Below are 26,656 nucleotides of genomic sequence, written 5' to 3'. Positions count from 1 at the left end.
TCTATCTAAAAAGAGCGCTTTACAGGCGCTCTTTTTGTTTGTATCTGCTTTCAATATTATGGCATAAGCATTGGCTTTAGGAATCTTGCAGTGTGAGATTGCTCTACTTCAGCCACTTGCTCAGGGGTGCCGGTGGTTAATATGGTACCACCACCAGAACCGCCCTCTGGGCCTAAATCAACAATCCAGTCTGCGGTTTTGACGACATCAAGGTTGTGTTCAATCACCACAATGGTATTGCCATGGTCACGAAGGCGATGTAAGACTTTAAGAAGTAGTTGAATATCTTGAAAGTGCAGACCTGTGGTTGGCTCATCCAGAATATATAGGGTTTTACCTGTATCTCGCTTTGATAACTCTTTAGCTAATTTTACCCTTTGTGCTTCACCACCAGATAACGTTGTAGCGCTTTGTCCAAGGCGAATGTAGCTTAAGCCAACATCCATGAGTGTTTGTAATTTACGGGCAATAGCAGGGATGGCATCAAAGTACACGCGGGCATCTTCTACTGTCATCTCTAACACTTCATGGATGTTTTTACCCTTATATTTTACCTCGAGAGTTTCACGGTTATAACGTTTACCTTTACAGCTATCGCAAGGTACATACACATCAGGCAAAAAGTGCATCTCTACTTTGATTACGCCATCACCCTGACAGGCTTCACAGCGACCCCCTTTAACGTTAAACGAGAAGCGACCCGGTTTGTAACCACGGGCACGGGCTTCACCGGTTGCTGCAAACAGTTCACGGATTGGGGTGAAAATACCGGTATAAGTCGCTGGGTTAGAGCGGGGTGTTCGACCAATTGGGCTTTGGTCGATATCGACTACCTTGTCACATTGCTCCATCCCTTCACAGCGTCCATAAGGGGCAATCTCTGTGGTAGTGGCGCCATTTAACATATGATGCGCGATCGGATAGAAGGTACCATTTATTAGGGTTGATTTGCCTGAGCCAGATACCCCAGTAATGCAGGTTAATAGACCTATAGGAATGCTTAAGTCGACGTTTTTTAGGTTGTTACCAGTTGCCCCAAATAGCTGAATTTGTTTCTCTGGATCGTTAGGCGTACGTTGACTTGGAACGGCAATTTTTTTGGCACCTGATAAGTACTGGCCAGTAATCGAGTTAGGGTTGGCAATGATTTCGTCATAGTTGCCGCTGGCAATGACCTCACCACCGTGCACCCCGGCACCTGGGCCAATATCAATAATATGGTCGGCACAGCGGATAGCGTCCTCATCATGTTCAACAACCAAAACGGTATTACCTAGATCCCGTAAATGTGTGAGGGTATCGAGTAATCGTTCGTTATCTCGTTGATGTAAGCCAATAGATGGCTCATCCAGTACGTACATTACGCCTACTAGGCCTGCACCAATTTGACTGGCCAGGCGAATACGTTGGGCTTCACCCCCAGATAGGGTTTCGGCGCTGCGGCTTAGGGTCAGGTAGTTCAAACCCACATTCACCAAGAAACCTAAACGGGCGGTGATCTCTTTTAAAATTTTCTCGGCAATTTGAGCACGCTGGCCGGTCAGCTGTAAGTTTTCAAAGTACAGGTGACTGTCTAAAATTGAGTTGTTAGTGATTTCAGGTAAGGTCACGCCGTTAATAAATACATGGCGAGCCTCTTCACGTAAACGGGTGCCATGACAGCTGCGACAATTCTGGGTGCTAATGTATTTAGACAGTTCCTCACGCACCGAGTTAGATTCGGTTTCCTTATAGCGGCGCTGCATATTATTTAAAATGCCTTCGAAGGGGTGCTTGCGCTTGATAATATCGCCACGGTCATTGACGTATCTAAATTCAATTTCGGTGGCCCCCGAACCATTCAATACGATGTCTTTGGCTTTTTTAGATAGTTGCTTGTATGGCAATTCGACATCAAAGTCATAATGCTCTGCTAGGCTAGTCAGCATTTGGAAGTAGTAAAAGTTGCGTCTATCCCAACCACGAATAGCTCCGCCTGCTAACGATAAGTCTTCGTTAGTCAGGACTCTGGCTTCATCAAAGTATTGTTCAATGCCTAAACCGTCACAGGTTTGACAGGCCCCAGCCGGGTTATTGAATGAGAAAATACGCGGCTCTAACTCTGCCATCGAATAGCCACAGTGCGGACAAGCAAAGTTGGCCGAGAAAATAATGCCCTCGGCATCGTCACCATCCATTTCCACCACGGTGGCGATGCCGCCTGAAAGCTCTAGGGCGGTTTCAAATGATTCAGCTAAACGTTGCTGTAGATCTTGGCGCACCTTAAAGCGGTCAACCACCACTTCAATGGTGTGCTTAACGTGTAAGTCTAATTCTGGTGGATCGGATAAATCGCACACCTCACCATCAATGCGGGCACGAATAAAACCTTGGGCCGATAAGCTATCGAGCAGCTTGACGTGCTCACCTTTGCGCCCCTGAACTACAGGTGCCAGCAGCATCTGCTTAGACCCTTCTTCTAGCGAAAGCACTTTATCGACCATCTGGCTGATGGTTTGCGCCGCTAGTGGAACATCATGGGTAGGGCAGCGTGGCTCACCCACACGGGCAAACAGTAAGCGCAGGTAATCATAAATTTCGGTGATGGTACCTACGGTGGAGCGAGGGTTATGGCTAGTGGATTTTTGCTCAATGGAAATTGCCGGACTTAAGCCTTCAATATGGTCAACATCTGGTTTTTCCATCAAGGATAAGAACTGACGAGCATAAGCCGAAAGGGATTCAACATAACGCCGCTGGCCTTCAGCATAAAGAGTATCGAATGCCAATGAAGACTTACCTGAACCTGATAAGCCAGTAATGACTGTAAGTTTATCCCTAGGGATAGTGAGGTTGATGTTTTTAAGGTTATGGGTGCGAGCACCGCGTACTTCAATATTGTCCATTGGCCCAAATTTTTTACCGAAATTGATCCATGATTATGGCATAACCATCATGATATTGAACTAGTTTTATTGGTGGGAATGTAAACCTTAACGAGATATTTGAAAAATGTTACCTTGTAACATGTGGCTTGCTAACATACAATTGTGATTGTTCGTGATCTGCGTCACGCAGTGATATCGTAGCAACAAACATTAATTAGGTTTACCCTTATTCTGTATATTGGTGATGAAAAAACTATCCAGTGCTCACAAGCTAGTATCTATTGTACTTATGTTGGTGTTAAGTGCTGCTTCCGCGTACCTGCTTCATCATAATTACGAACATCAAATTCAAGATAGTCATCATTGTGAGCTGTGTGTAAATTTCAAAAACATCAGTGATGATTTTATAAGCTCACCTTTACATACAGTAGCTTCTTGCCCAACGGTAGCTGCCATTTCCGAGACGCAATGCATTACAAAAGCCATTTTGCTGGTGTGCGTAAATTGCCGTGGCCCCCCAGTAACCCCTCTAAGCTAATAAAAATTCGTTCACGATATGTAACAGCCTCATGATTCATGTTTAGGCTGCTTAGCATATTTCAAATTAAGCTTCGCCATAGTCGCGAATCATAAAAAGTGGAATTATAACAATGACTTTTAAGCGTAAGGCAATTGCCACTGCTGTACTTTTTGCCACCGCTGGTGCTTCTCAAGCGGCAGATATTAACTTTTCTGCGACCCTAAGCGGCCAATACACTAATAACTCTGAAACCCCATACTTTGAGGAAACCGTTGAAGGTTTTGGCCTTGGTGAAAACGAGATTGCGGTTTCTGGTTTTATTGATAAAAACTTCTACGGTAAGTTAACCGGTGTGCTAGTTCAGCATGGCGATAAAGTAGAGCTAGAAATTGAAGAAGCTTTTGTGCAGGCAGTAGACATTGGTGGTGGCGTGGGCATACGAGCAGGTCGCTTTTTATCGAACGTGGGTTATTTGAACTCGCGTCATATCCATCAAGATGCGTTCACTCGCCGTCCCGCAATGTACCAAGCGTTCTTTGGTAAACACTACTTTGACGATGGGATTCGTGCCAACTACATTTTACCAACTGATATTTATGCAAACTTTGGTGTAGAAGTGTTGGCTGGTGGCAAGCTAGCCCAAGGCCATGAGGTGAAAAACCCGAATGTGACGAATGTATTTGCTAAATTTGGTGATGATTTTAATGAGTCTCACTCTTGGCAGTTAGGCGCTACGGTAATGTTAAATCAGGCTGGTGCAGCTGAATTAGGTCATGAAGCGCATATTGAGCCCCAAGCGGATGAGCATGGACATGAAGAACATGGCCACAATGCTTTAGCTTCCGGTAAAAAAATGTATGTGTTAGATGGTGTGTATAAGTGGTCACCACAGGGCAATAACAAGTATCAGCAGCTAACTATTAGCGGCGAGTACATTCTTGCCGACGACATTTTCGATATTCATGAGCACGAAGAGCATGAAGAACACGGTGAAGAAGAGCACCACGATGAGCATGGTTATGATAATCATCAAGCATGGTATGCTAGCGCGGTTTACAAGTTCTTACCGAGTTGGTCTGCGGGTATCCGCTATGGTGAATTAACCATGGTTAATGGTCATATGGATGGCGAGGAAGCGCATTTAACCGAAGGTAAGCTGAAAGAAACCGAAGCTATGATTAGCTATCATGCCAGCCATAACTCAGTGATTACTCTGCAGTACACTCACCAAAACGGTGTGAATTGGGAACATGATCATGTGAACATGCAACCAAATAATATGATCATGCTGCAATACAAAATGAACCTAGGAGACCACGGCGCCCATGCGTTCTAAGTCTATTATTTTGGGGCTGCTGCTACTTGCAGCTGCCCCAGCTAAGGCGCTCTCTATTTTTGCCTGTGAGCCTATTTATGGCCAGCTGGCAAAAGAGTTAGCCCCTGATGCAAAAATTTATAATGCCACTAATAACCTGCAAGATCCCCACTATGTAGAGGCTCGTCCTAGCTTAATTTCTAAGCTGCGCCGCGCCGATGTCGCCATTTGTGGTGGAGCTTCATTAGAGCTGGCTTGGCTACCTATGCTGCAGCTTAAAGCGGGTAACCGCGATATGCTTGATGGCGAGCAGGGTATGTTCTACGCCGCTGACTATGTTGACACTGTTGATCAACTGGACCGTGTGACCGCCGATATGGGGGATGTGCACGCAGAAGGTAATCCTCACTTTCACCTTGATCCACACCGCTTAATTAAAATTGCTAAAGCTTTTGCCCAGCGCTTAACCGAGATTGATGGAGATAACGGCTATACAGCTAATGCATTAAAGTTTGAGCAAAGCATTTTAGCCGCGGAACAAGCTTGGCAACCTAAGATTAAGTACTTGAAAGGGGTTAATGTTGCGGCTTACCACAGTGATTACCGTTACTTGTATATGTACCTAGGTATGGAAAAGATCGCTGATCTTGAGCCGGTACCAGGTGTGCCACCAAGTAATGCCCACCTTGGCAAGCTGATTAAAAAGTTAACCCAGCAGCCTATTGGCGCGGTTGTGCTGTCTAAGCACCACAGCGTCGATGCTGGGCAGTGGTTATCTAGCAAGCTTAATAAACCTCTGGTGGTATTATCGATGAACCCTGAGGGTGAACAAACGCTAGCCCAGTGGTTAACAGACAATATTACCAAGTTGGCAGACAGTGTCGATGTTCGATAGTTTTTTTTGGGAAATTACAATCATATCAATGTGCTTAGGCGCATTGGTGTTGGCTACCCATGTTAAATTAGGGACGCAGGTGATTAGCCGTGGCATTGTCTTTATTGATTTAGCTATTGCCCAAATTGCCGGCCTTGGGGTGTTGATTTCACAGCAGCATTTTGTGGAAGAAACCTTTGGAGACAGTGCCCAATTACTGGCCTATGGTTTTGCCCTGTTAGGGGCGGGTCTTATTGCCAAATTGGCCAAGCGTTCTGCCAGTGAACGTGAGGCGGTGATAGGCACGGTATATGTGTGTGCCAGTGCCTTAGGGGTATTATTGATTAGCTCAAACCCTCACGGTGCAGAACAGTTTAAATCCATTTTAAATGGCCAAATATTATGGGTGCAATGGCATGATATGCTGCCCCTGGCTGTATATAGCTTAGGCTTTGCCGTTGCCTTAAAATATAAACCTAGGTTGCTCGAAAGCGATGCGTTTTATTATATCTTCGCGCTACTGATCACCGCCTCGGTGCAGCTGGTGGGTATCTATTTAGTGTTTGCTTGTTTAGTGTTCCCGGTGATTACCTTTAGGCATGCGTCTAAGCAATGGCTAAAAGGTGTCACTATGGGTTTAGTCGCCTTTCTGGCGGCGGTCGATTTATCCTACCACTGGGATTTACCCACTGGTGCGGCGATTGTAGTAACCATGGCAGCCTTTATGGTGAGCATCCGATTGATAATTTCTTTGCTAGGGAAAAAACGTGGCCACTAAAACCGAAAAGAGGCTTGAAAAGTCGTTAGTGCAGGGCTTAACCGTCCTGTGCGAACACCTAGAATCAGAACTGCTGGGCTTTTGTTGGTTAACTCATAAGTGCAACCTGAAAAAACTCGATGGCAGCTTACAGGTGCTATTGTATTTTAACGATGGCACGGCCCTTAAGCAGGCCCAAGCCAAACAAGCCATGGTTGATACCTTAACCCTAAGGTTATTAGCTCAGCAGGGGATCAAACTGTCGAAAGCTATTGGCTACCAATTTCTACTTGATTAGGTGGTGTTGAGCTTTGATGTTTGCTTGCTGTGAAACTTGAAACCGCGTTTGCTAGCCATTTCTACTGCGTTGACGCTTATTGGTGTGGAATAATCACAGGTCAATTGCACCACCCTCTTCTTCCTTCATAAATAATAACGACTAATAAACTGAAATAAATTTCCGGTCGATATCTTTTAACTTAACGTATCTATTATGGTAACTTTACATAAATTCAATGTGTTACCAAGGAAGCGTTATGTACTATGAATCTTTAGCCCTTTGGGTTGGTTTTGCCGTTGTCGGCATTTTAATTTTACGTTCAATTGTCAAAATTGTGCCTCAAAATGAGGCTTTTGTGGTCGAACGTTTAGGAAAATATTCCTCTACTTTAGAGGCTGGCATCCATATTCTGGTGCCATTTCTTGATCGCGTCGCGTACCGCCATACTCTTAAAGAGTTTGCTCTTGATATTCCTTCACAGCAAGCAATTACCAAAGATAACGTATCATTAGGAATTGATGGTGTGTTATACATGCGAGTGATGGATCCTAAAGGTGCCAGTTATGGTGTCGAAAATTTGATTTTTGCGATCACTCAGTTAGCGCAAACGTCGATGCGTGCTGAAATTGGTAAGCTATCACTGGATGAAACTTTTGAATCCCGTGAAAATATTAATGCAGAAGTGACTCAAGCCATCGATGAAGCCTCTAATGCTTGGGGGACTAAAGTATTACGTTATGAAGTGAAGGATATTTCGCCACCACGTACTATCTTAGAAGAGATGGAAAAGCAAATGGCTGCAGAGCGTGAGCGTCGTGTGGCAGTAACCACCTCTGAAGGTTACCGTCAGGCACAAATCAACCAAGCGGAAGGTGACAAGCAAGCGCAAGTTTTGCGTGCTCAAGGTTCAGCGCAGGCGGTAGAAATTGAAGCAGCCGCTCGTGCGGCTGCGATTAAAATGATTTCAGCAGCGATTAACGAACAAGGCGGCACCACTGCGGTGGCGCAGCAGTTATCTGAGCAATACATCAGTGCCTTTGAGAAGCTGGCCCGTGAAGGTACGGTGGCTCTTATCCCATCGGATGGTTCAGACGTTTCGTCTGTCGTGGGTAAAGCTTTCACCGCTTTTGAAACCCTGAAAGGTCAAGTTGACCAAGCCGGGAACATGAAGTCTTAATGGAGGTTGCTATGATGACTCCCTTTTATTTCTTTTTAATCTTAGCCATCGCGCTAATTGCGATTGAGCTGATGGTGTTCCAGTTATCTATATTTTGGCTATTGTTTATTGGGTTAGGCGCGCTTATTACGTCACTGGTATTAACCTCTATGGAAATGAGCTGGTTACCTTCGACAGTCGTGTTTGTTGGCAGTACGGTTATCATTTCATTGCTGCTTTACCGCCCGTTAAAGCGCTGGCAAGATAAACCAAGTAAGTTACCTGGGCACGATGCCATTGGCCAATCCGTGCAGGTGCTAGAGACCGTTAGCGCAACTGGTGGTAAGGTTCGATGGTCTGGTGTGGATTGGGCCGCCAAGTTGGTTGATGCCGACCAAACTCCCATTGAGCCAGGAACTTCCGCCACCATTGTCGAGATGAGCGGCATTGAGCTGAAAGTTAAGTAAAGATAACTTTTGCTTTTAAATTGAGGTCGCTGCATTGCGGCCTCTGTATCATCATTACTCACTTGATTTTATGATCTCCCCCTGCCTATTGGCGTGTCCCACTTTTCTTTTGTTGTATTAGCTTTGGATACGCTGGTTTATTAGTATCACATGTAGGCAAGCAAAATTTTAGTGCTGGTTTTAATTTATAAAGAGTAAAATGATGAAAAATAAGCTTTTTGGCTTGAATCGTTTATTTTTTATATAGGATTTATTTAATAATTTTAGGTGGTAGTTTTAAAGTTTTAAATATGTTGGGTTTTTTATTGCATGCTAAATATTTAATTGTAAAGTGAGCAGTTGGTTTGCTCACTTTATATTTTACAAAAATATATGGCTCGTAATTTAAACGTTGATATATTTGTTATAGCTTAGTTGGTTCTTTTTCCTTAGCTATAACTTTGTTTTGTGACTTTTTATCTTTTTTAGACTTTGTGTAAGTTATTAATATTTCAGATTCTGGCATTGAGAAAGAACCGTTATTAGTTGTGAAAATAACTCGTCCATCAATTCTTGATACTTCTTCCGCGAATAGATCAATTGGGAAGCCCGGAGTGAGGTATTCAGAACGAACAGTGCCTGGTTTTGCATTTGAAAGCTCTGACTTCCTGTCTTCATCATACATTTTTATCACTTCAGCAAAACCTTGCTGTAGCTCTGATTTTATTTTCTTAGATAACTTATCAGAAATCCCAGCACTTAGCTCAGAAAGGGTAATTGTTGTATCAGTGATATAAAAATATCTACCATACCAATTTTTTTTACTGTCAAGTGGAACTTGAACTTTTACCGCTGAAGCAAAATGCAATTGCGTAGCATCATTCTTTTCTACTTTCTTTATAAGGACATAAGGATGAACTTGAATGTCTGATTGTTTAAATTCATCAGTAAAGTGTACATCACCTGCCGGATTGTCCTTTATTGCTTTTTTAAGCATCTTTGATGGGTTAACATCAAACTTACCTTTAATTGCTTCAACATCTTTATTGGTTTGAGAGTTAATTAGAGCTATGTTAGTTAGCGCACCAATTAAACCAAAAGCGCCTGCAGCTGCCGAACCACCATTATTCTGGCTATATAGAACTTCATTTTCGGAAATCTTCTTAATGAAATGATTTTCTTCAAACTCTTTGTCAATTATTTGAATATTATGTTTGGCTTTATTATCTGCAGTAATTGGAAAGTTTTGATAGTTTGGAGAGGCGCATCCACTAGCTAAAATTGAAGCTATAACGACCAAGAAAAATTTTGAATTCATAAAATATTACCCATGAAATTAATGCGGCCCAAAATTAAAAATTTTGTCCGCATTAATTTCTATTAAAAATTTATAGTTTAACGCGACTTTCAAATGAAGCTAATTGAGTATCACATTGCTTAGACTTTGCTGCTTCTTGCATTGCTTTATAATCACCTTGTAGACGTGAGTATTCAGCAGCCTCCGCACCATCACCACCTTCTAAGAATAACCAAGCAGGCCAGAATAATAGTAGACCGATTGCAAATTGGGCTGAGTCAGTGTTAGCCGTTGACTTTAGATTTTGATAAAGCACTGCTGAACGATTTGCAATTTCATCCGATTGTGTCACAAGGTCTGGACAAGATAGGGCTTTAAACTTTGATGATTGCGTGAAACCTGTTTTTATACGGTCAGGGTGTGTTGCACAGCCTGATAATAACAAGGTTGCAGCTGCACCAGCAGCTAAGATTAGTTTCTTATTAATTTTCATTTTATAACTCCTTTTAAGAACTATTGTTCATGATATATATGCTTTTTATTTCTGTAAATAATTATATTTATCAACAACTTGTATATAATTGTATAGGGTTATTTAAAGATTTGATAAACGTTTTTTTGTCCTGCGTTTATCAGGGGTGGTAAGCCCTAGCAGCGACAAGGCGAAGTGGTCGGATGTCGATGGTGGGCAAGTTGGTTGATGCCGACCAAACTCCCATTGAGCCAGGAACTTCCGCCACCATTGTCGAGATGAGCGGCATTGAGCTGAAAGTTAAGTAAAAAGATTTTTAGCTTTTTCTGTTATAGCTGGTGCACTACTGCGCCAGCATCATCATTACTGCGTTCGCTGCACTTCCTAACCCGAGTCATCTAACGCACCAAACTCCCTTTTTGCTGCATTAGCATCGAAATTTCTGCGTTAGTTTCACAAAGCTACCCGCATCACTTAGCGAACTAAGCTCAACGGGCTAGCTTTGTTTACTGCCTTGAACTTTCTTCGCTAGCCTTGCAAAAACGGGCTTAGAAAGCTAGCTGCCTTGTACTGATTTCGCGCGGCTTGTAGGAGAAAATGTTTTTGGATATTAAAGTCTTTTTTGAAAAAGATCATGACTATAAGTTAGTTTTACAAGATTCTAAATTGGACTGCTCATGGTTAGATACTACTGATACAAATAGATATTTAAATTTAGTTTGGTTCACTGAACCTTATAATAATTTGATAAAAAATCTGAGATTTGATCTAACTAATGAGAGATTGAGATATGGTTTAAGAGCTTGGAAGTAATTGTTTAACTGCGAAATGCTAACAATGCAAGCCTTTAGCTTGCATTTTAAGATGGTGAGGGATTTTGTTGGCTGCGGAATACGGATAACCGAATACTGAAAAATCCGTAATCCGTAATCCGTAATCCCTCGAGCTACGAAGTAGCGTTCTCGCAGGCGAAGCCGCTCTCGAAGCGAAGCGCCCTCGCTCCCTCGAATCCCTTAAAACCTATACCCATAACTCAGAGAGAAGCCTTCCATGGATGTGCGGTCTTTATTGAGTAGATCAATAAATTCGAAAGAGACCTTATGCCCCTCAATAACGTCAAAATCAACCCCAATTCCATAAGTTAACCCTTGGATAGTTTGCGAATTTGCTTGCTCAGAGTTACTCGACTGCACACTCGCTATAGCAGCGCCGATAATAAGATAAGGGTTAATCGTCATGGTATTGTCATAGCTGTTTTTAATAAAAACACTGGCATAGGAACTTACCCCCAAGGACGCTTCAGAAAACTGGCTTTTAATGGTGGTCATTGCCCCTAACATTAACCGAGCTTCTGCAGCAAAATTTTCAGTTAGGGTTCGCTCTGCTTTAATGCCAAATAGGGTGGTATCCACTGTATCGGGTGCGGCTACAAGTGGTGGCGCAGCAACATTGGAGCTGTCTACAGGAAGGTCTGAAAATGCAGTGGCTAAACCAACATGAAACCCTTCAGCGTGAGCGGATAATGCGCAGCCAGTCAGTGCTGCTAGCAAAATTTTTGAAATACGCATACTTTCAATGACCTTTAAAAACTTCTAAATTAGTTACCACTAACTAAGGCGACATATTTTGCGGTAGGTAAAATAAAATAATTCGAACGTTTAAAAAATAAACCGCAGCTTTAAGCCGCGGTTACAGAGTTTAGTGATTACTTACTTTTAGGGTTTCAATCGAGTCTGTTTTTAATAATGGTTCTGAGCCTAATCTAAAGTTAAGTTGTATCTGAGTTCCTTGGGCACCAGCCTGACTTGGTTGGTATTGCCACTGTTGCAATGCTTTAACGGCTTCTTTATCGAATATCCCTTCAGGTTGACTGTCGATAACACTGACATTACTAACCTTGCCTGCCGCGCTAATATCGAATTTCATGACCACATGGCCTTCAATTCTTTGTTGAGCTGCCGCGATTGGGTATCCGGGCTCGATGCGAACGGTTGGCGCTGGCCCTTTGGCCTTTGGGGCTATTCCCGCATAACTAATGCCAGATAATAGGGTAATTGCAGCACCCATAAATGCGCTTGCTGCCAGCTTGGATGGACGAGTGTTTTTTTGCATATTCAATAACCTCTGTTTTAGGGTGTGTTTATCACCGTAATTTGCCATTAGCAGTCGCTCAAACGGCTTGTAAAGGTTGTTGGCGGCAACTTCCACGAGAGCTTGGGAGTAATCAATTTTGGTTTGTTTGTTTGCTTGTTTAAGCACTTGCTCATCACAGCTAAGTTCTTGTTGCTGCCTAAACTGCCGGTAACACATCCAGGCCAAAGGGTTAAACCACATAAGGGCTAACAGTACGAAAGCACACAGGTTCCAAAGGTTGTCTAGGCGGTGTTTGTGTTGCAATTCATGGCGGATGATCAGTTGCTGGACTTGCTTTGAATGACTGGCAAAGCGTTGCTGATTGACAATTAATTTAGGTTTAAGCAGGCCAACTAACATTGGGCTACTGGCTTGGTCGCTGTGGTGAATGGCCTCGCCCGATATTTGGGTGTAAGGCTCAGGTGTAAGCTTGCGAACAAAGCCAATATGACCCATCAGAGTGACAATAATAATGATTACGCTGACCAATGGCAGTAGCCACCAAAATTGAGTATCACTGGTTTGTAATAACCATTGCTGAGAATCATGGCTGATTTGATTGACCACAGTAAATTCACTAATAGGTGCTTTTATATACTGGCTTGCCAATGCATAGCCAACACAGCTCATCGGCAGTAACGCCCAGCTTAAATACAAGCTGGTGGCGCTAAGATAGCGGTTAAAAAGTTTGTGGCCGATAAGTAGCAGTGCAGCGCATAGGCTAAATGGCAGCAGCAGTTGTAGGCTAATCATTTTTTTGCTCCCAATCTTTGATGATTTGTTTAAGCTCATCAATGTCTTCCCGCTTTAGTTGCTCGGTTTTAGAGAACCCCGCCACTAAAGGGGCTAATTTGCCGTTGAACAGGCGATCTAAAAAACCTTGGGATTGGGATACGGCGTAATCTTGTTTTTCAATCAGTGGGAAATACAAATAACTGCGCCCTTGTTTTTCAAAGCCTACCGCCTGTTTTTTTACTAGGCGGTTTAGCAAAGTTTTAGCAGTTTTTTCATGCCAGGGCTTAGTTTGATTGAGTCTAGTAATTAACTCACTGGCACTGGTTGGGTGTGCTTGCCACAGGGCGTTGAGAACTTCTTCTTCGGTTTTGCTCACTTCAATCATGTTTTTGCCTTAGTTATTATCGATTACGAATGTAATTTATATTTAAGATTACACTTGTAGTCAATGCGGTCAAGTTTTTTTAACAATAATTTTACTAGAGTGATCACTCTAAGTTAGGCTAGATGCTGGGCAGCATATTACCGATAAAGGGGACTTTTTTATGGCACAGGCAACAGGATTCGCGTTGAAATTAAGTGATAGCGCGGATTTAGCATTATCCGATCGTATTGAAAAACAGACTAAAACTTTACCGGTTCTAAAAAAGGGACAGGTTCGGGTGAAAATGCACTATGCCCCCGTTAACCCCTCTGACTTAGTTCATTTAATGGGTAAGTACGGCGTCGATGCTAAAGACGGAGCCTTTGTTGGCTTTGAGGGCAGTGGCGTTGTGGTTGAGGCCAACGCTGGTTTGTATGGTAAATATTTAATGGGTAAGCGGGTGGCGGTATCTGCCCAGCCGGGCATGGATGGTTTATGGAGCGACTATGCGATTACCGCGGCCAATTTATGCCTACCCCTTAGGGATGATATTTCAATGCAGCAGGGTTCAACCTTAATTGTCAATCCTTGCACCTCTGTATGTATGGTCGAACGGGCGCGGCAGTTAGGCAGTAAAGGCATTGTCCTTAATGCGGCGGCGTCACAGGTGGGTAAGGGCGCCATTCGCTATGCCAAAATGCTAGGTTTGAGTAGCATTGCCATTTTACGCAGTGATGCGCAAAAGCAAGCCCTCTATGATTTAGGGGCGAGCGTGGTATTAAACTCTAACGACGATGATTTTCACAGGCAGCTTAAGGAGGCCTGTGAGCAGCATCAGGCTAAGGTGCTGTTAGATGCCGTAGCCGACAGTGCCACACCACAGACCATGCGCGCTATGCCTAAAGGCACTACGGCGATTGTATATGGGCGCTTAACTGATACCCATGACCCAATTGGTGGCCAATTTGTGGTGTCTGATATTATTTTTAAAGACCAAAAGATCGAAGGCTTTTGGTTAGCAAACTACTTTTATCGCTCTAGCCCTTGGCATATTTATCAGTTGTCTAAAAAGGTGCAAAAGCTGTTTGCGGAAGGTGTGTTTAATACTGATATTTATGGTGAGTTTGGTTTCGACGAATTTAAATCAGCAGTCGACCATTACAGCGTCAACAAAAGTGATGGTAAAGTGCTATTAAAGTTAATTTAGCTTTTGCAATGTGACGATTGTTTTTCGGCTAAAGCAAATGAGTGCAATGTACAGGGGGGACAAGCACAGAAGCGCATATTTGCTAACTTGATGCTGCAGTACAGCCGAGGACAGCCATTCGCCTGCAAAGGTGGCTCACAGAGATAATAACAAAGCTAATTCGAGACTCAATATGGACCGCATATACCCTAAAAGGTAAAGGTTTATTTGTTAACTTTTGCTATGCTTATCAAGCAAATAAACAATATCTTCAGTTAGGGGAATAATAATGCAATCACAGCGTCAAAGCTGGCTACCTATGGTGGCGATATCTTTATCAATGGTGATGATGTATATCACAAGTTTTGGAGTGAATGTGTTAATTAACGCCATCGTTAATGACCTTCAAACGACGGTGGTTACATTACAATCGGTCATTGTATCAGCGTCGTTTATAGCGGGTTCGTTGATGGTTACTGCGGGACGCCTTGGCGATAAATTTGGCAAAAAACGCATATTTGTTCTAGGTGTAGCTATTTACACTTTAGGTTTAACTGGAGTGGTATTAAGTCCCAATACCTTAGCTTTTAGTATTGCCTGGGGGGTGATCTGGCCATCAGGAATGGTATTGATCATTCCTACCTCTATTGCATTAATTATGCATTATTACCATGGAAAGCAACGGGCTCAAGCTTTTGGTATTTATGGCGCGATTCTGTCTGTGGTATCGGCGCTTGCTCCGGTGTTAGTTGGGGTGTTATCGGATCTGATTAACTGGCGGATAGCTTTAGCGCTATCACCCATTATGGGGGTGGCCACGTTACTGGTGTCAGCCAAATTGCCAGAGACCAATAAAGACGCAAGGGTTGAAATTGATTTACTAAGTGTGCTGTTATCGGTAGTGAGTTTTGGCTTGTTCTTGTATGCCGTCACCCTAGCTGGTCAGTATGGCTGGATATTTGAAAAACGCCCATTTGCCATGATGGGTATGCAGTGGGCAGTATTGGGCTTGTCTCCGGTACCGTTTATTTATCTTGCCAGTTTCTTGTTGTCGCTGGTGTTTATCTATCGTGGTAATCAACTGAAAAAACAGGGGCGTTCGCCGTTATTAGATAGCAGCCTATTACTGAATATCCCTTTTAGTATTGGCATGTGGATTGGGGCGTTGTTCTTTATGGTGGGGGCTGGCTTCCTATTTGCCTATTCGGTATATCTGCAGGCTGGGGCTGAAATGTCAGGCTTAGATACCGCGTTAACCACCTTGCCCTATGCTATTACAGTAGCTGTGGTGTCTTTTGCTAGCCCTAAACTTGCCAGTAAGTTAGCGCCTAAGTGGATCATTATAATTGGTGCCCTAGTGATGATTTACGGTATGTACCTCACTGGGCAACATGCCTCTTTGTCTATGGTGCCTAGTGATGTATTGGTGGCAATGACCATTGTGGGTATTGGTGCAGGATTAGTGATGGCGCAATACACCAATGTCACTATGATGTCGGTTAAGCCCGAAGACAGTGGTGCGGCCTCAGGTTTATCTGAAACCATGAAAGAGATCGTGGGGCAGGGGTTTGCGGTCGCCTTTGCGGGCTCAATTTTGTTTAGTGCCGTATATGCCAGTATGACGGACAGTTATGCTGAAAAAGAGGGGTTAACTTTAGAGTCTGTCGAGCACAGCCAGATTGTGGTTGAGCTGGAGGATACTTTTAATACTATCAGCCCAGAAGAGGAAGCTCAGTTTGTTGCCAGCCTGCCTAAAAATACCCGTGAAGCTTACCCGCAAATTGTGCAAAAAGCTGCAAATGATGGTTTGCAAATTACTCTGTACTTTATGATGTTAGCCATGCTGCTGGTGGCATTGATGGCGCTGGCCGCGCCATCACAAAGGGTAGAGAGTTAACTCTTAAGGGCTAAGATTTTGAACAATGACCACAGGCATTAACCTTAATGCCTGTGTCGATGTCTATGCGACCGTTGCTAATAAAGAACTCTAGCATTTGCTCTAAGCTGAGTCCCTCAACTTTACAAGTTCGAAACTTAGCATCACGACCAAACTCTTTGGTCGCTAACACGATTAATTCCTTTTTGGACAAACCTACATTTTCTGCTGCTAAATTTATAAGTTTTTTACCGTGCAACATACCGCACTCTCCGAATGACTTAGAACTTAATAATACTATCCTAAAAAGATGACTATTAATGTGATTGAGATAAATATTATTGCTTATAAGGGTTAAGTCTTAGGTATCCCATGTCGCCTTTGGTAGGAGTAATAATTCCTTGTGGGGCTGGTATGTTTTCATCATTTTTCGATAAGCTGCTTTTTGTTTTAATATTTTTATTGGTTGCCCAAGTGCCATCTATTAGTGACCAATATTTGGGCTATTTACAAGAATATAAAAAAACGAGCATACAAAATATTGATCAATTAAAAGTGAATGCGGATATGCATGGCTATAAAGATGTGTCGTCAATGCTATATGATTGGTTAACTTATGATATTCCTGCGGTCATTGATGATGCTGAAGGGAAGTTTAAGCTGTTACAGCAATATGAGCAGGTGATTGCAGATAAAGCATATCTTCAACAAGCCAATTATTTCGAACAGTTATTGTTTATTGCAAATCCATTAAAGTGGGGGGTGCTTAAGAATGTTCTTAAAGATTATCATCCCAGTATTCCTGTTAATGTTGGAGTGATCTCATTTGCGATTTTAGCGACGCTGTTGTTGCAGGTGTTGCTTTACTTGCCATTTTGGCTAGGAAAGGGCATTGGTCAGGGGATGTCAACTAAAGAGAAATTATTATTCTCTCGTTAATTTTATTATTGCTAGAGCCTTGTAAGATCCTAATTTTATCAAGAGCTTGGCAAACTGAATTAATTCCATCAATGGTTCTAGTCGTGGCTCGTTGGATTAGGTCAGTATCGACTTCAATTATCTTATTTGTTGCAACAGCCTTTATTATTGGCCATCTATTCCAATCCATACTGGAGAGATTGGCTGGTTCATCACTTTGAATGATGACTTGTGGCTGTAACTCTATAATTTTTTCCAGACTAACCAATGGGTAATCGGTGTGGCTATGTTCGAAAATGTTTTCCCCGCCACATACTTTAAATATCTGATTTATCCAAGAATTATTTGTCGCTGTCATCAAGGGGTTGCCCCATAACTGATAAAAAAATGTGACTTTAGGTTTTTTGCTGTAAGCGTTCTTAATTTGATTAAGTTGCAAAAGATACTGCCGTGCGAGTTGTTTAGCTTGAGCGGTTCTGTTGACTAATCGGCCAATATGATTGAGCTCGGTTGCTATATCCGTTAATTGTTGGCTCTCAGTTAAATAAACATTGAAACCTAGCTTTTTAATTTGGTCTATATCTTTACTTTTATTGCCCCCTCGCCAGAGCAAGACTAAATCGGGTTCCAAGGCAAGCAATTGCTCGATAGCAATGCCATTATGGTTGCCAATTCTAGGAATAGCTGTAGCTGCTTGGGGATAGTCAGCGTGTTCAACTGTAGCAACAATTTGCTCGCCTACCCCAAGCTTATAAAGGAGTTCCACAAGATTAGGTGATAGGGCAGCAATCCTTTGTTGGGCAGCGTCAGCTGGCAATGAAAGCGCCAATATGAACAGTAGTATACGAATCAAAAATCCAGCCCTTTTTGCGCCATCACACCGACTTCAAATGCATGTTTAGTGGGTTCTATGGTGCTAACCGTATCCGCCATCTCAATCAGCTTTCTGTGAGCGTTACGGCCAGTTATGATTACATGCTGCATAGCAGGCCTATTTTTTAAAGCGCTTAGTACTTCTTCAACATCGAGATAGTGGTAACTCAGCATATAGGTGAGCTCATCGAGCAAAACCATATCAATCGTTGGATCTTCAAGCCATTGCTTAGCTTGCTGCCACGCTTTTTGGCAGGCAATAGTGTCGGTTTCTCTATTTTGAGTTTCCCAGGTGAAGCCCGTTGCCATGACCTCAAACGGCACCCCAAATTTTTCTAATAGATTACGTTCACCACAATCCATGGTTCCTTTAATAAATTGAACTACCGCGGCACTCATGCCGTGGCCTACAGCACGACAAACATTACCAAAACCGGCGGTTGACTTTCCTTTGCCATTGCCGCTGATCACCATTAGCACACCTTGTACTTTTGTCGCAGCAGCAATGTTAGCATCGACTTTTTGTTTTAACCTTTGCTGTCTCTGTGAGTGTTTTTGTTGTTTATCAAGCATGAGCCATTAACCTTTGCGTCTTAACAAAATTAAGAAAAAGAAACTGCCAATAAAGGCTGTGATAATACCAACAGGTATTTCTTGAGCAACAATGGCAATGCGAGCTAGGGTATCCACCCAAATCATAAATATACCCCCTAAAAGCATCACTAATATAGGAGAGTTTTGCTGCTTAATAAGCATTTTGGTTATATGGGGGATCATTAACCCAACAAAGCCAATACCTCCACAGTTGGCAACTAATACTGCAGTCAAAATAGAGCATAGCGCTAACATTGTCAGCCGAATTCGGCTGGGATCCACGCCCAAACTATGGGCGCTATGATCACCACTGGCCAGAGCCAGCAATGGCCGATGCAAGCCTATGGTGGCAAATCCAATTAATAATAAACTGATTAAGCTTATTTTTACCCCTAGCCAATCGGCGTTGGCAAAACTGCCTAAGGACCAAAATAATACCGAGGCTGCAGCTTGTGGCGTGGCGAAATATAAAATGAAACTACTGATAGCGCTAAATAAGAAAGCGCAGGCGACACCAGCCAATACCATTTTTTGAGTTTGTTGCTGCAAGTTACCAGCAGCTAAATAAAGCACCACAAAGGTGGATATTAATGCCCCTACTAAAGCGCCAAAAGTAAGATTTAAGGAAATAGAGCTGGCCAAGGCGATGACAACTACAGCACCTAAAGACGCGCCGGCGGAAACACCAAATAAATAAGGATCAGCGAGTGGATTTCGAGTTACCATTTGCAGAATGTAACCAGCTAAGGATAATCCCGCTCCTGCCGTTAATGCTTGTATTATTCGTGGGAGTCTTAAATCAAATAAAATCTGCTGTTGAACGGTTTGTTCTCGCTGTGACACTAGCTGTTTGCAAACTTCGAACAGATCGATGGATACAGCCCCTATGCTAAGGCTAAGCATTACGCTTAATCCTGTAAGCATGCACATAATTAAAATAAGGATATTAGCACGGGTTAAGATCATGGATTCCTCGAACTAAACTGAATGGCTAAACCTTGCTGATAGTGTGCATCAATTTTGCAGTTTACCTTAAATACCTGGGCAATATTATGTTGATTCAATACTTGTTCAGGAGTCCCAAAATCAAACAAACTTCCTTCATTTAGAATGATCACTTTATCACAGAATTGCGCAGCTAAATTAAGATCATGCAGACTAATTAAGCTAGTAAAGGATTGCTTTTTTAAATAGTTAAGCAAATGAAGCTGGTGTTCAATATCTAAATGATTATTGGGTTCATCTAACAGCAGCAGCCTAGGTTGCTGAAGCAGTGACTTAACAATATGCGCTCTTTGTCTTTGGCCACCAGAAAGTTCACTTAATGGCGTATTGAGTTTGTCTAATAAATCAAACTGCCTTAAATAGGACTCAATTTTACCTTGCTGCTGAAAAGAGATTTTTTGCCATAGACCAAGTTGTGGCAGTAGTCCTAGACTGACAAATTCTTTAACCGATAATGCTATTTGTTGATCTTGATGCTGGCTAACACTCGCAATCAACTTAGCCACTGTATTAGAAGACAGCTGCTGAAGATCTTGTCCAGCTATCTGAATGAGCCCCGTTGCGGCAATAAAACCATTAATGCTATTGAGAAGACTGGTTTTGCCAGATCCATTGGGGCCAACTAATGCAACCAACTCACCATGGTCCAGCTGTAAATCTATAGCTTTAAGCACCTCACCATGGCCATAGCTAAGAGACACTTGCTTAAGTGATAAAAGGGGAGCTTGCTCTGCCATAAGAATTCAGTTTAGTGTGGATAACTATAGTTTATCGCTTCTTTGAAGGCTTGTAAAAAAGCCATGCAAATGCATGGCTTGAAGAATTTTAGTGGGCTGTGTTAGTGCCTGCTTGGCCGTCATAAATGGCTGCGATATCGATACTGTCAAAATTGTAAGTAGTATTACAGTAATCGCAGTGAAGACCCACTTTACCTTCCTCATTTACGATTTGTTCGATTTCATTGCGGTCAATTGAACGAATGGCATCTGCTGATTTTTTACGAGAACAGCGACATTTAAAGTTGACATCTGCCGCATCAAACAGCATCAACTCTTCTTCGTGGAATAACCGATGCAGGATTTCTTGGGCAGGTAGGCTGGCTAATTCATCTGCAGAAATGGTGTTAGTGAGCTGACTCAAATGCTCAAATGCATTCATTTGATCATCTTCATTTGAAGGCAGAACTTGCAACAGCATACCTGAAGCAAAATCACCATCAGCAAAGAGTTTAATGAAGGTTGGAAGCTGTTCAGATTGGGCAAAATAATTACTTAAGCATTGACTGATTGTTGGTTTATCTAAAGCAACAATACCTTGGTAGCGCTCACCTTTATTTGGAGTAATAGTGATTACCATATGCCCTTTACCAAACAGCGCCTGTAGGTTTGAATCTTCCGTTAATGCTTCACTATTAAATTGCGAAAGACCGCGAACTTGCAGCAGGTGATCGCTATTGATGACCGCTAAGCTTACAGGACCGTCCCCTTGTATTTGAACGGCAATATCACCTTCAAACTTCAACGTTGCTGTAAGCAATGTGGTAGCGGCTAACAATTCACCAAGAATATTTTTAATAATCTTTGGATAGCTATGGTCACTTAAGATTTGTTGATAGCTTTGCTGCAATTGTACAACTTCACCGCGTACAGATTCTTTTTCAAACAAGAAACGATTCAGGGTATCTTGGCTTGTATTGGTCATCTTTTACTCTACAGATTGTCTTGATTTTTAAAACGAATAATTTGTCTACGCTGTTTTTTATCAGGTCGACTATCGCTATGGGACATGCCGGCATTCATAGTTTTACGAGCCGCTGCTGCTGCCTCACGTTTTGCAAGTGATTGTTCGCTCTCGCGATACATTTCTTGTGCGATTGGAGCGGAAACACGCTTGTGCCCCAGTTCTATCACTTCAATTTCCCGTTCATCATGGCCGATCCTTAGGGTAATTTTAGCGCCGATTTCAACTTCTTTACTGGGTTTACATCTTTGCCCATTATAGTGGACTTTGCCGCCATTGATCATTTCTTGAGAAAGGGAGCGTGTTTTGTATAAACGAACGGCCCATAACCATTTATCAAGGCGTATTTTATTGCTATTTTGAATGCTTTTCATGAAACCTAATTAGAAAGATAAAGTCATATATGGAAGTATTTGCCAATATGTTTTACTGTTTAGAAATGTGAGGTCAAGCTCGCGAGCGATAATGCCCGCAACAATAGCATAAATCTTAGCCACAAGCCATGTTTGAAGAGATATTTGGGGGTTGTTGTGATCTACTTGGCAAGGTAATATGGGAAACAAATAATAAAAAATAAACAGTTATCGGCTAAAGGGTAGCCCACGATTATATGGAACAAGTTCAAGCAGTCATTAGCAAGTTAAAAACGTTACCTAAAGAGCCAGTGATTAATGCTGGAGTGTTGCTATTTGCAACACTAGCCCTCTATCAATTGGCTCAGCTAACGTGGCAAGTCATAACGCCTACCCAAACCTCCACAACCTGGAAACCTGTGATCTCAGTTACCGAGGTAGAGCAGGTAAGTATTGAAAATATAAAAAAATTACAACTTTTCGGTGAAAAAGGAAGCGCTGCTGTTGTAGAAAAAAAGCCTCAAATTGTTAAAAATGATTTACTTGATGCACCTAAAACAAGCTTATCAATTCAATTGACTGGGGTAGTGGCTTCCACTAATGAATCTAATGGCTTAGCGATTATTGAATCTGCTGGTTCTCAAGAAACCTATAGTATTGGGGATAAAATTAAAGCGACCAGAGCTTCGCTAGCAGAAGTATTTGCCGACCGCGCCATTATTAATAATAGCGGAAAACTTGAAACGGTCATGCTCGATGGGATGACATTTACTTCTGCAATCACAGATTCGAATGCTCAGTTGCAACAAGCAAAAATTCAAGAAAAATCAAAAGTCTTACCCAATTCTGACGTCTATAAAAGAATTAAAGAAAGCAAAGAAAAGTTATTGCAAGATCCATCGAGCATTAGTAATTATTTTAGGTTTTCTAAAGTAACCAACAAAGATGGCAGTGTGGAAGGTTATCGTTTGAATCCCGGTCAAGACAGAGATTTGTTTTATGATGCAGGCTTCAAAGCCAACGATTTGGCTAAATCGGTCAATGGTTACGACCTCACTGACCCTATGCAGGCCATGGAGTTGATGGGGCAATTAAGAGAATTATCAGAGGTATCAATTATTGTTGAACGACAAGGGCAGTTGATTGATATTTCATTGGCTGCGCCACAAGAATAAGAATTTGAGGAACAACATGACAATTACAAGGATAGGCAAACAGTTTTGCGCATCTATGTTGCTGGGCGCAAGCGTTTTAGGCGCGGCATCCTTACCGGTGTATGCTCAACAATATGCCGCCAACTTTAAAGGTACGGATGTACAAGAGTTTATTAATATTGTTGGTAAAAACCTAAACAAAACCATAATCGTAGATCCCACCGTTCGTGGCAAGATTAATGTTCGCAGTTATGATCTGCTCAATGATGAACAGTACTATCAATTTTTCTTAAATGTACTTCAAGTCTATGGCTTTGCAATAGTCGAGATGGATAACAACATCATTAAAGTTGTTAAAGATAAAGACGCTAAGCTTTCTAATATTAGAGTCGCTGATGATAACGCCCCTGGTATCGGCGATGAAATGGTGACTCGCATTGTGCCTCTATATAATGTTGAGGCCAAGCAACTTGCGCCATTGTTACGCCAGCTTAATGACAACGCCGGCGGCGGTAACGTGGTGAACTATGATCCTTCTAATGTATTGATGATCACCGGTCGTGCAGCCACCGTAAATAAGTTAGTTGAAATCGTTAAACGAGTCGACTTGCAAGGTGATACTGCTATGGATGTGGTGCAATTACGCCATGCCAGTGCGGGAGAGATGGTGCGTATCATTGATACTTTGTATCGCAGCTCTGGAGCTAAAGGGGCAAGTCCCGGCCAAAGCCCTAAGGTTGTTGCTGATGAGCGTACTAACGCAGTGATTGTTAGTGGTGATGAAAAGAGCCGTGCCCGAGTAAGAAATTTAATTGAAACCTTAGATGGTGAACTAAAGACCACAGGTAACACTAAGGTGGTTTACCTTAAATACGCTAAGGCTGAAGACCTTGTAAAAGTATTATCAGGCTTTGCTGAAACCCTAGAAAATAATGGTGAGCCCAAAACGACTAAGAATTCATCCAGAAATCGTATAACCATTGTTTCTCACGATGAAACTAATGCACTAGTGATTAATGCTGAACCTGATCAAATGCGCACCCTAGATAGTGTTATTCGTCAGTTAGACGTGCGCCGTGCCCAGGTATTGGTGGAAGCAATTATTGTAGAAGTGGCTGAAGGTGATGACGTAGGTTTCGGCATTCAGTGGGCAACGACAGCTGGTGCAGGTACTCAGTTTAATAACTTAGGGCCTACCATTGGTGAGATTGGTGCAGGCATTTGGCAGGCTCAGCCTAAGAAAGCAAATAATACTTGTACAGTGACCGCCAGTGGTGCAGAAAACTGTACTAATAATCCTGATCAGCGAGGGGATATTAGCTTGCTGGCTCAGGCTCTAGGTAAGGTTAATGGTATGGCCTGGGGTGTGGCCTTTGGTGACTTTGGCGCCTTAGTGCAAGCGGTTTCCAGTGACACTAATTCTAACGTACTAGCAACGCCTTCTATTACTACCCTAGACAACCAAGAAGCGTCATTTGTCGTGGGCGATGAAGTGCCTATTTTGACCGGTTCTACTGCTAGCTCTTCAAATTCAAACCCATTCCAAACGGTTGAGCGTAAAGAAGTCGGTATCAAGCTTAAGGTTATTCCGCAGATTAACGAAGGTTCAGGGGTTAAGCTAACCATTGAACAGGAAGTATCAAATATTAATGGTAAAACATCGGTGGATGTAACCTTTGGTACTCGCCGTTTAACCACTACGGTGATGGCCGACTCAGGCAAAATCGTAGTACTAGGTGGTCTATTACAAGAAGCGGTACAAGAATCGGTTCAAAAAGTACCATTCCTTGGAGACATTCCAATTATTGGTCACTTATTCCGTTCAAGTTCTTCAGGTGTGACTAAGAAAAACTTAATGGTATTTATTAAACCAACCATTATCCGTGATGACGTAACTATGCAAGGAATTGCAGGTCGGAAGTACAACTATTTCCGTGGTGTGCAACTTGAGCAGCAAGAGCGTGGCGTAAACCTAATGCCAAAAGTCACTCCTCCAATTCTTGATGAATGGAACCCGGAAGATGATATTCCAGAAGGGGTAAAAAAGGTGCTGGAAGGGTATCAATCTGGAGATGGCCTGGAAACGCGTATTCGTGACAGCGAACCTGCTTTAAAAGTAATCACGGACAAACCACAACACGGTGATGATAATGACTGAAGATAACCAAGGTCATTTACAAGTTAGCCATGATGAAAAGGATGCTCTTCATCTTGGTGTTGCAGCAGAGGAAACCCTCGAAATTGATTCGGTGGAAGTATTAGCAGCAGATAAACTTCCTTTTTTGTTTGCCAAAAACCATCAGTTGACATTTTATCGTGGGCAGCAAGGTGAACTGCCTCTGACCATTTTTCATACCGAGAAAACTGAAATTTCAGCGTTACTTGAAGCCTGTCGACATGCTGGCCAAGCATTGCCTTTAGAAGAGGTTGATGCGGTAGAGTTTGAAAAAATTCTTACTGAAGCTTATCAGCAAGACTCTTCAGAGGCCCAGCAGATGATGGAAGACATTGGCAATGAGATGGATTTATTCACCCTTGCCGAAGAAATGCCGCAAACCGAAGACTTACTTGAGTCTGAAGATGATGCGCCCATTATTCGTCTAATCAACGCCTTATTATCTGAGGCGATTAAGGAAGAAGCCTCTGATATTCACATTGAGACTTATGAGCAACAATTGATTGTTCGCTTCCGTGTGGATGGTGTTTTGCGTGAGGTGTTAAGGCCAAACCGTAAACTATCCAACCTATTGGTTTCCCGTATTAAGGTAATGGCTAAGCTTGATATTGCTGAAAAACGTGTGCCTCAGGATGGTCGTATCTCATTACGTATCGGTGGTCGCGCGGTAGATTTACGTGTTTCTACCATGCCTTCTAGCCATGGTGAACGGGTAGTATTGCGTTTGCTTGATAAAAATGCCGGCCGCCTAGTGTTAAAGCAACTTGGCATGAGCGACTCGATTCGCCAAGAATTTAACGCGCTTATCAGAAAGCCCCACGGTATTATTCTGGTTACCGGCCCTACGGGTTCGGGTAAATCAACCACCCTATATGCGGGCATTAACGAGATTAATTGCCGTGACTTAAACATTCTTACCGTTGAAGATCCGATTGAATATGATATCGAAGGCATTGGTCAAACCCAAGTAAATACTAAGGTGGATATGACCTTTGCTCGTGGTCTAAAAGCCATTTTGCGTCAGGACCCTGATGTGGTAATGGTGGGTGAAATTCGTGACCTAGAAACCGGTGCGATTGCGGTACAGGCTTCATTAACGGGTCACTTGGTAATGTCGACGCTGCATACGAATACCGCTTCAGGTTCGATTACTCGTCTGCAAGATATGGGCGTTGAGCCATTTCTTGTTTCGTCTTCACTCCTAGGGGTGCTCGCCCAGCGACTTATTCGTACCCTGTGTCCAACTTGTAAGTTGCCACATGTTGCCGATGCTGGTGAGCGTGAATTGTTAGGTTGCAGTGACGATGAAGGCGAGGTGATTATTTACCGCGCTAATGGCTGTGAAGAATGTAATCAGCATGGTTATAAAGGCCGTACTGGTATTCATGAGTTATTGGTGGTTGACGAAACCGTACGTCAACTAATTCATGATGGTGGCGGTGAAATGGCCATTGAAAAATATATTCGTACCCAAACCCCAAGTATTCGCCAAGATGGCTGTTCAAAGGTATTAGCAGGTCAGACTACCCTTGAAGAAGTCATGCGTGTGACCAGAGAGGAATAAT

Annotated in this window: 25 protein-coding genes; 12 read left to right on the top strand and 13 right to left on the bottom strand. The window is 42.6% G+C overall.

From position 1 onward, the window contains the following. Positions 1-56: 56 nt before the first annotated feature. On the bottom strand, positions 57-2,885 hold the full coding sequence (gene uvrA / locus GFB48_RS05495) for an excinuclease ABC subunit UvrA (protein ID WP_163932329.1): 2,829 nt from the start codon (positions 2,883-2,885) through the stop codon (positions 57-59). Positions 2,886-3,517: 632 nt separating this feature from the next. On the opposite strand from uvrA, the gene GFB48_RS05490 reads away from it, so the two are divergent. The 6 genes from GFB48_RS05490 to GFB48_RS05465 all read left to right on the top strand — a co-directional run bounded on the left by GFB48_RS05490 (position 3,518) and on the right by GFB48_RS05465 (position 8,236). Beyond that, positions 3,518-4,723, top strand: a complete 1,206-nt coding sequence (locus GFB48_RS05490) for a hypothetical protein (protein WP_163932325.1) — start codon at positions 3,518-3,520, stop codon at positions 4,721-4,723. Beyond that, the gene (locus GFB48_RS05485; RefSeq protein WP_163932322.1) at positions 4,713-5,597 is read left to right on the top strand and encodes a metal ABC transporter solute-binding protein, Zn/Mn family; all 885 of its coding nucleotides are present in this window, start codon (positions 4,713-4,715) and stop codon (positions 5,595-5,597) included. The genes GFB48_RS05490 and GFB48_RS05485 overlap by 11 nt, the downstream gene beginning before the upstream one ends. Next, entirely contained in the window at positions 5,587-6,354 is a 768-nt protein-coding gene (locus GFB48_RS05480; protein ID WP_163932319.1) for a metal ABC transporter permease, read from the top strand. The genes GFB48_RS05485 and GFB48_RS05480 overlap by 11 nt, the downstream gene beginning before the upstream one ends. Beyond that, on the top strand, positions 6,344-6,631 hold the full coding sequence (locus tag GFB48_RS05475; RefSeq protein WP_163932316.1) for a hypothetical protein: 288 nt from the start codon (positions 6,344-6,346) through the stop codon (positions 6,629-6,631). The genes GFB48_RS05480 and GFB48_RS05475 overlap by 11 nt, the downstream gene beginning before the upstream one ends. A 238-nt stretch (positions 6,632-6,869) precedes the next feature. Beyond that, complete coding sequence (locus GFB48_RS05470) at positions 6,870-7,790, top strand: SPFH domain-containing protein (protein ID WP_163932314.1); 921 nt, start codon at positions 6,870-6,872, stop codon at positions 7,788-7,790. An 11-nt stretch (positions 7,791-7,801) separates the two neighbouring features. After that, positions 7,802-8,236, top strand: a complete 435-nt coding sequence (locus GFB48_RS05465) for an NfeD family protein (RefSeq protein WP_163932311.1) — start codon at positions 7,802-7,804, stop codon at positions 8,234-8,236. 403 nt (positions 8,237-8,639) lie between these two features. Here GFB48_RS05465 and GFB48_RS05460 read toward each other — a convergent pair whose 3' ends face one another. The 5 genes from GFB48_RS05460 to GFB48_RS05440 form a co-directional block, all read right to left on the bottom strand. After that, entirely contained in the window at positions 8,640-9,533 is an 894-nt protein-coding gene (locus GFB48_RS05460; protein ID WP_163932308.1) for a hypothetical protein, read from the bottom strand. Positions 9,534-9,603: 70 nt separating this feature from the next. Beyond that, entirely contained in the window at positions 9,604-10,005 is a 402-nt protein-coding gene (locus tag GFB48_RS05455) for a hypothetical protein (protein WP_163932305.1), read from the bottom strand. 992 nt (positions 10,006-10,997) lie between these two features. Then, positions 10,998-11,552 carry an outer membrane beta-barrel protein gene (locus GFB48_RS05450; RefSeq protein WP_163932302.1) on the bottom strand — a complete coding sequence of 185 codons (555 nt, stop codon included), beginning with the start codon at positions 11,550-11,552 and terminating at the stop codon, positions 10,998-11,000. 130 nt (positions 11,553-11,682) lie between these two features. Then, on the bottom strand, positions 11,683-12,870 hold the full coding sequence (locus GFB48_RS05445) for a M56 family metallopeptidase (protein ID WP_163932299.1): 1,188 nt from the start codon (positions 12,868-12,870) through the stop codon (positions 11,683-11,685). Further along, entirely contained in the window at positions 12,863-13,237 is a 375-nt protein-coding gene (locus GFB48_RS05440; protein ID WP_163932296.1) for a BlaI/MecI/CopY family transcriptional regulator, read from the bottom strand. Before GFB48_RS05440 ends, GFB48_RS05445 begins: the two co-directional genes overlap by 8 nt. Positions 13,238-13,397: 160 nt before the next feature. Between GFB48_RS05440 and GFB48_RS05435 the strand changes: the two genes are divergently transcribed. Further along, positions 13,398-14,423 carry a zinc-binding dehydrogenase gene (locus GFB48_RS05435; RefSeq protein ID WP_163932293.1) on the top strand — a complete coding sequence of 342 codons (1,026 nt, stop codon included), beginning with the start codon at positions 13,398-13,400 and terminating at the stop codon, positions 14,421-14,423. 268 nt (positions 14,424-14,691) lie between these two features. Beyond that, positions 14,692-16,299 carry an MFS transporter gene (locus GFB48_RS05430; protein WP_163932289.1) on the top strand — a complete coding sequence of 536 codons (1,608 nt, stop codon included), beginning with the start codon at positions 14,692-14,694 and terminating at the stop codon, positions 16,297-16,299. Between the two features lie 10 nt (positions 16,300-16,309). Here the strand turns inward: GFB48_RS05430 and GFB48_RS05425 are convergent, their stop codons facing one another. After that, complete coding sequence (locus GFB48_RS05425) at positions 16,310-16,540, bottom strand: DUF2492 family protein (protein ID WP_163932286.1); 231 nt, start codon at positions 16,538-16,540, stop codon at positions 16,310-16,312. A 152-nt stretch (positions 16,541-16,692) separates the two neighbouring features. Here GFB48_RS05425 and GFB48_RS05420 point away from each other — a divergent pair, with 152 nt between their 5' ends. Next, positions 16,693-17,217 (top strand): DUF2937 family protein, encoded by a 525-nt coding sequence (locus tag GFB48_RS05420; protein WP_163932284.1) that lies wholly within the window; start codon positions 16,693-16,695, stop codon positions 17,215-17,217. Here the strand turns inward: GFB48_RS05420 and GFB48_RS05415 are convergent. From GFB48_RS05415 to hslR, 6 genes are all read right to left on the bottom strand, one after another. After that, entirely contained in the window at positions 17,189-18,049 is an 861-nt protein-coding gene (locus tag GFB48_RS05415; protein WP_163932280.1) for a cobalamin-binding protein, read from the bottom strand. The two genes, GFB48_RS05420 and GFB48_RS05415, sit on opposite strands and share 29 nt — an antisense overlap. After that, positions 18,046-18,642, bottom strand: a complete 597-nt coding sequence (cobO, locus tag GFB48_RS05410) for a cob(I)yrinic acid a,c-diamide adenosyltransferase (RefSeq protein ID WP_163932278.1) — start codon at positions 18,640-18,642, stop codon at positions 18,046-18,048. The genes GFB48_RS05415 and cobO overlap by 4 nt, the downstream gene beginning before the upstream one ends. A 6-nt stretch (positions 18,643-18,648) precedes the next feature. Next, positions 18,649-19,566 carry an iron ABC transporter permease gene (locus GFB48_RS05405; protein WP_240464830.1) on the bottom strand — a complete coding sequence of 306 codons (918 nt, stop codon included), beginning with the start codon at positions 19,564-19,566 and terminating at the stop codon, positions 18,649-18,651. Between the two features lie 59 nt (positions 19,567-19,625). Continuing rightward, the gene (locus GFB48_RS05400) at positions 19,626-20,405 is read right to left on the bottom strand and encodes an ABC transporter ATP-binding protein (RefSeq protein ID WP_163932273.1); all 780 of its coding nucleotides are present in this window, start codon (positions 20,403-20,405) and stop codon (positions 19,626-19,628) included. An 88-nt stretch (positions 20,406-20,493) separates the two neighbouring features. Further along, positions 20,494-21,369: an Hsp33 family molecular chaperone HslO gene (gene hslO, locus GFB48_RS05395; protein WP_163932271.1), complete on the bottom strand. Its 876-nt coding sequence runs from the start codon at positions 21,367-21,369 to the stop codon at positions 20,494-20,496. 8 nt (positions 21,370-21,377) lie between these two features. Beyond that, positions 21,378-21,782, bottom strand: a complete 405-nt coding sequence (gene hslR, locus GFB48_RS05390; RefSeq protein ID WP_163932269.1) for a ribosome-associated heat shock protein Hsp15 — start codon at positions 21,780-21,782, stop codon at positions 21,378-21,380. Positions 21,783-22,018: 236 nt separating this feature from the next. On the opposite strand from hslR, the gene gspC reads away from it, so the two are divergent. Genes gspC through gspE form a run of 3 tightly spaced genes read left to right on the top strand, consistent with a single transcriptional unit; the run spans position 22,019 to position 26,655 of the window. After that, positions 22,019-22,936 (top strand): type II secretion system protein GspC, encoded by a 918-nt coding sequence (gspC, locus tag GFB48_RS05385; RefSeq protein ID WP_163932267.1) that lies wholly within the window; start codon positions 22,019-22,021, stop codon positions 22,934-22,936. Between the two features lie 16 nt (positions 22,937-22,952). Continuing rightward, entirely contained in the window at positions 22,953-25,073 is a 2,121-nt protein-coding gene (gene gspD, locus GFB48_RS05380) for a type II secretion system secretin GspD (RefSeq protein WP_163932264.1), read from the top strand. After that, the gene (gene gspE, locus GFB48_RS05375; protein WP_163932261.1) at positions 25,066-26,655 is read left to right on the top strand and encodes a type II secretion system ATPase GspE; all 1,590 of its coding nucleotides are present in this window, start codon (positions 25,066-25,068) and stop codon (positions 26,653-26,655) included. Before gspD ends, gspE begins: the two co-directional genes overlap by 8 nt. Position 26,656: the final 1 nt, after the last annotated feature.

Origin of the sequence: Paraferrimonas sp. SM1919, assembly GCF_010993985.1 — a bacterium.
Classification (GTDB): Bacteria; Pseudomonadota; Gammaproteobacteria; order Enterobacterales; family Shewanellaceae; genus SM1919.
This window is presented reverse-complemented; position numbering and strand designations above follow the sequence as displayed.

Coding starts and splice junctions, on each gene's coding strand:
- uvrA (WP_163932329.1), bottom strand. CDS start 2,885: ATGGACAATATTGAAGTACGCGGTGCTCGCACCCATAACCTTAAAAAC.
- GFB48_RS05490 (WP_163932325.1), top strand. CDS start 3,518: ATGACTTTTAAGCGTAAGGCAATTGCCACTGCTGTACTTTTTGCCACC.
- GFB48_RS05485 (WP_163932322.1), top strand. CDS start 4,713: ATGCGTTCTAAGTCTATTATTTTGGGGCTGCTGCTACTTGCAGCTGCC.
- GFB48_RS05480 (WP_163932319.1), top strand. CDS start 5,587: ATGTTCGATAGTTTTTTTTGGGAAATTACAATCATATCAATGTGCTTA.
- GFB48_RS05470 (WP_163932314.1), top strand. CDS start 6,870: ATGTACTATGAATCTTTAGCCCTTTGGGTTGGTTTTGCCGTTGTCGGC.
- GFB48_RS05465 (WP_163932311.1), top strand. CDS start 7,802: ATGATGACTCCCTTTTATTTCTTTTTAATCTTAGCCATCGCGCTAATT.
- GFB48_RS05460 (WP_163932308.1), bottom strand. CDS start 9,533: ATGAATTCAAAATTTTTCTTGGTCGTTATAGCTTCAATTTTAGCTAGT.
- GFB48_RS05455 (WP_163932305.1), bottom strand. CDS start 10,005: ATGAAAATTAATAAGAAACTAATCTTAGCTGCTGGTGCAGCTGCAACC.
- GFB48_RS05450 (WP_163932302.1), bottom strand. CDS start 11,552: ATGCGTATTTCAAAAATTTTGCTAGCAGCACTGACTGGCTGCGCATTA.
- GFB48_RS05445 (WP_163932299.1), bottom strand. CDS start 12,870: ATGATTAGCCTACAACTGCTGCTGCCATTTAGCCTATGCGCTGCACTG.
- GFB48_RS05440 (WP_163932296.1), bottom strand. CDS start 13,237: ATGATTGAAGTGAGCAAAACCGAAGAAGAAGTTCTCAACGCCCTGTGG.
- GFB48_RS05435 (WP_163932293.1), top strand. CDS start 13,398: ATGGCACAGGCAACAGGATTCGCGTTGAAATTAAGTGATAGCGCGGAT.
- GFB48_RS05430 (WP_163932289.1), top strand. CDS start 14,692: ATGCAATCACAGCGTCAAAGCTGGCTACCTATGGTGGCGATATCTTTA.
- GFB48_RS05425 (WP_163932286.1), bottom strand. CDS start 16,540: ATGTTGCACGGTAAAAAACTTATAAATTTAGCAGCAGAAAATGTAGGT.
- GFB48_RS05420 (WP_163932284.1), top strand. CDS start 16,693: ATGTTTTCATCATTTTTCGATAAGCTGCTTTTTGTTTTAATATTTTTA.
- cobO (WP_163932278.1), bottom strand. CDS start 18,642: ATGCTTGATAAACAACAAAAACACTCACAGAGACAGCAAAGGTTAAAA.
- GFB48_RS05405 (WP_240464830.1), bottom strand. CDS start 19,566: ATGCTTAGCCTTAGCATAGGGGCTGTATCCATCGATCTGTTCGAAGTT.
- GFB48_RS05400 (WP_163932273.1), bottom strand. CDS start 20,405: ATGGCAGAGCAAGCTCCCCTTTTATCACTTAAGCAAGTGTCTCTTAGC.
- hslO (WP_163932271.1), bottom strand. CDS start 21,369: ATGACCAATACAAGCCAAGATACCCTGAATCGTTTCTTGTTTGAAAAA.
- hslR (WP_163932269.1), bottom strand. CDS start 21,782: ATGAAAAGCATTCAAAATAGCAATAAAATACGCCTTGATAAATGGTTA.
- gspC (WP_163932267.1), top strand. CDS start 22,019: ATGGAACAAGTTCAAGCAGTCATTAGCAAGTTAAAAACGTTACCTAAA.
- gspD (WP_163932264.1), top strand. CDS start 22,953: ATGACAATTACAAGGATAGGCAAACAGTTTTGCGCATCTATGTTGCTG.
- gspE (WP_163932261.1), top strand. CDS start 25,066: ATGACTGAAGATAACCAAGGTCATTTACAAGTTAGCCATGATGAAAAG.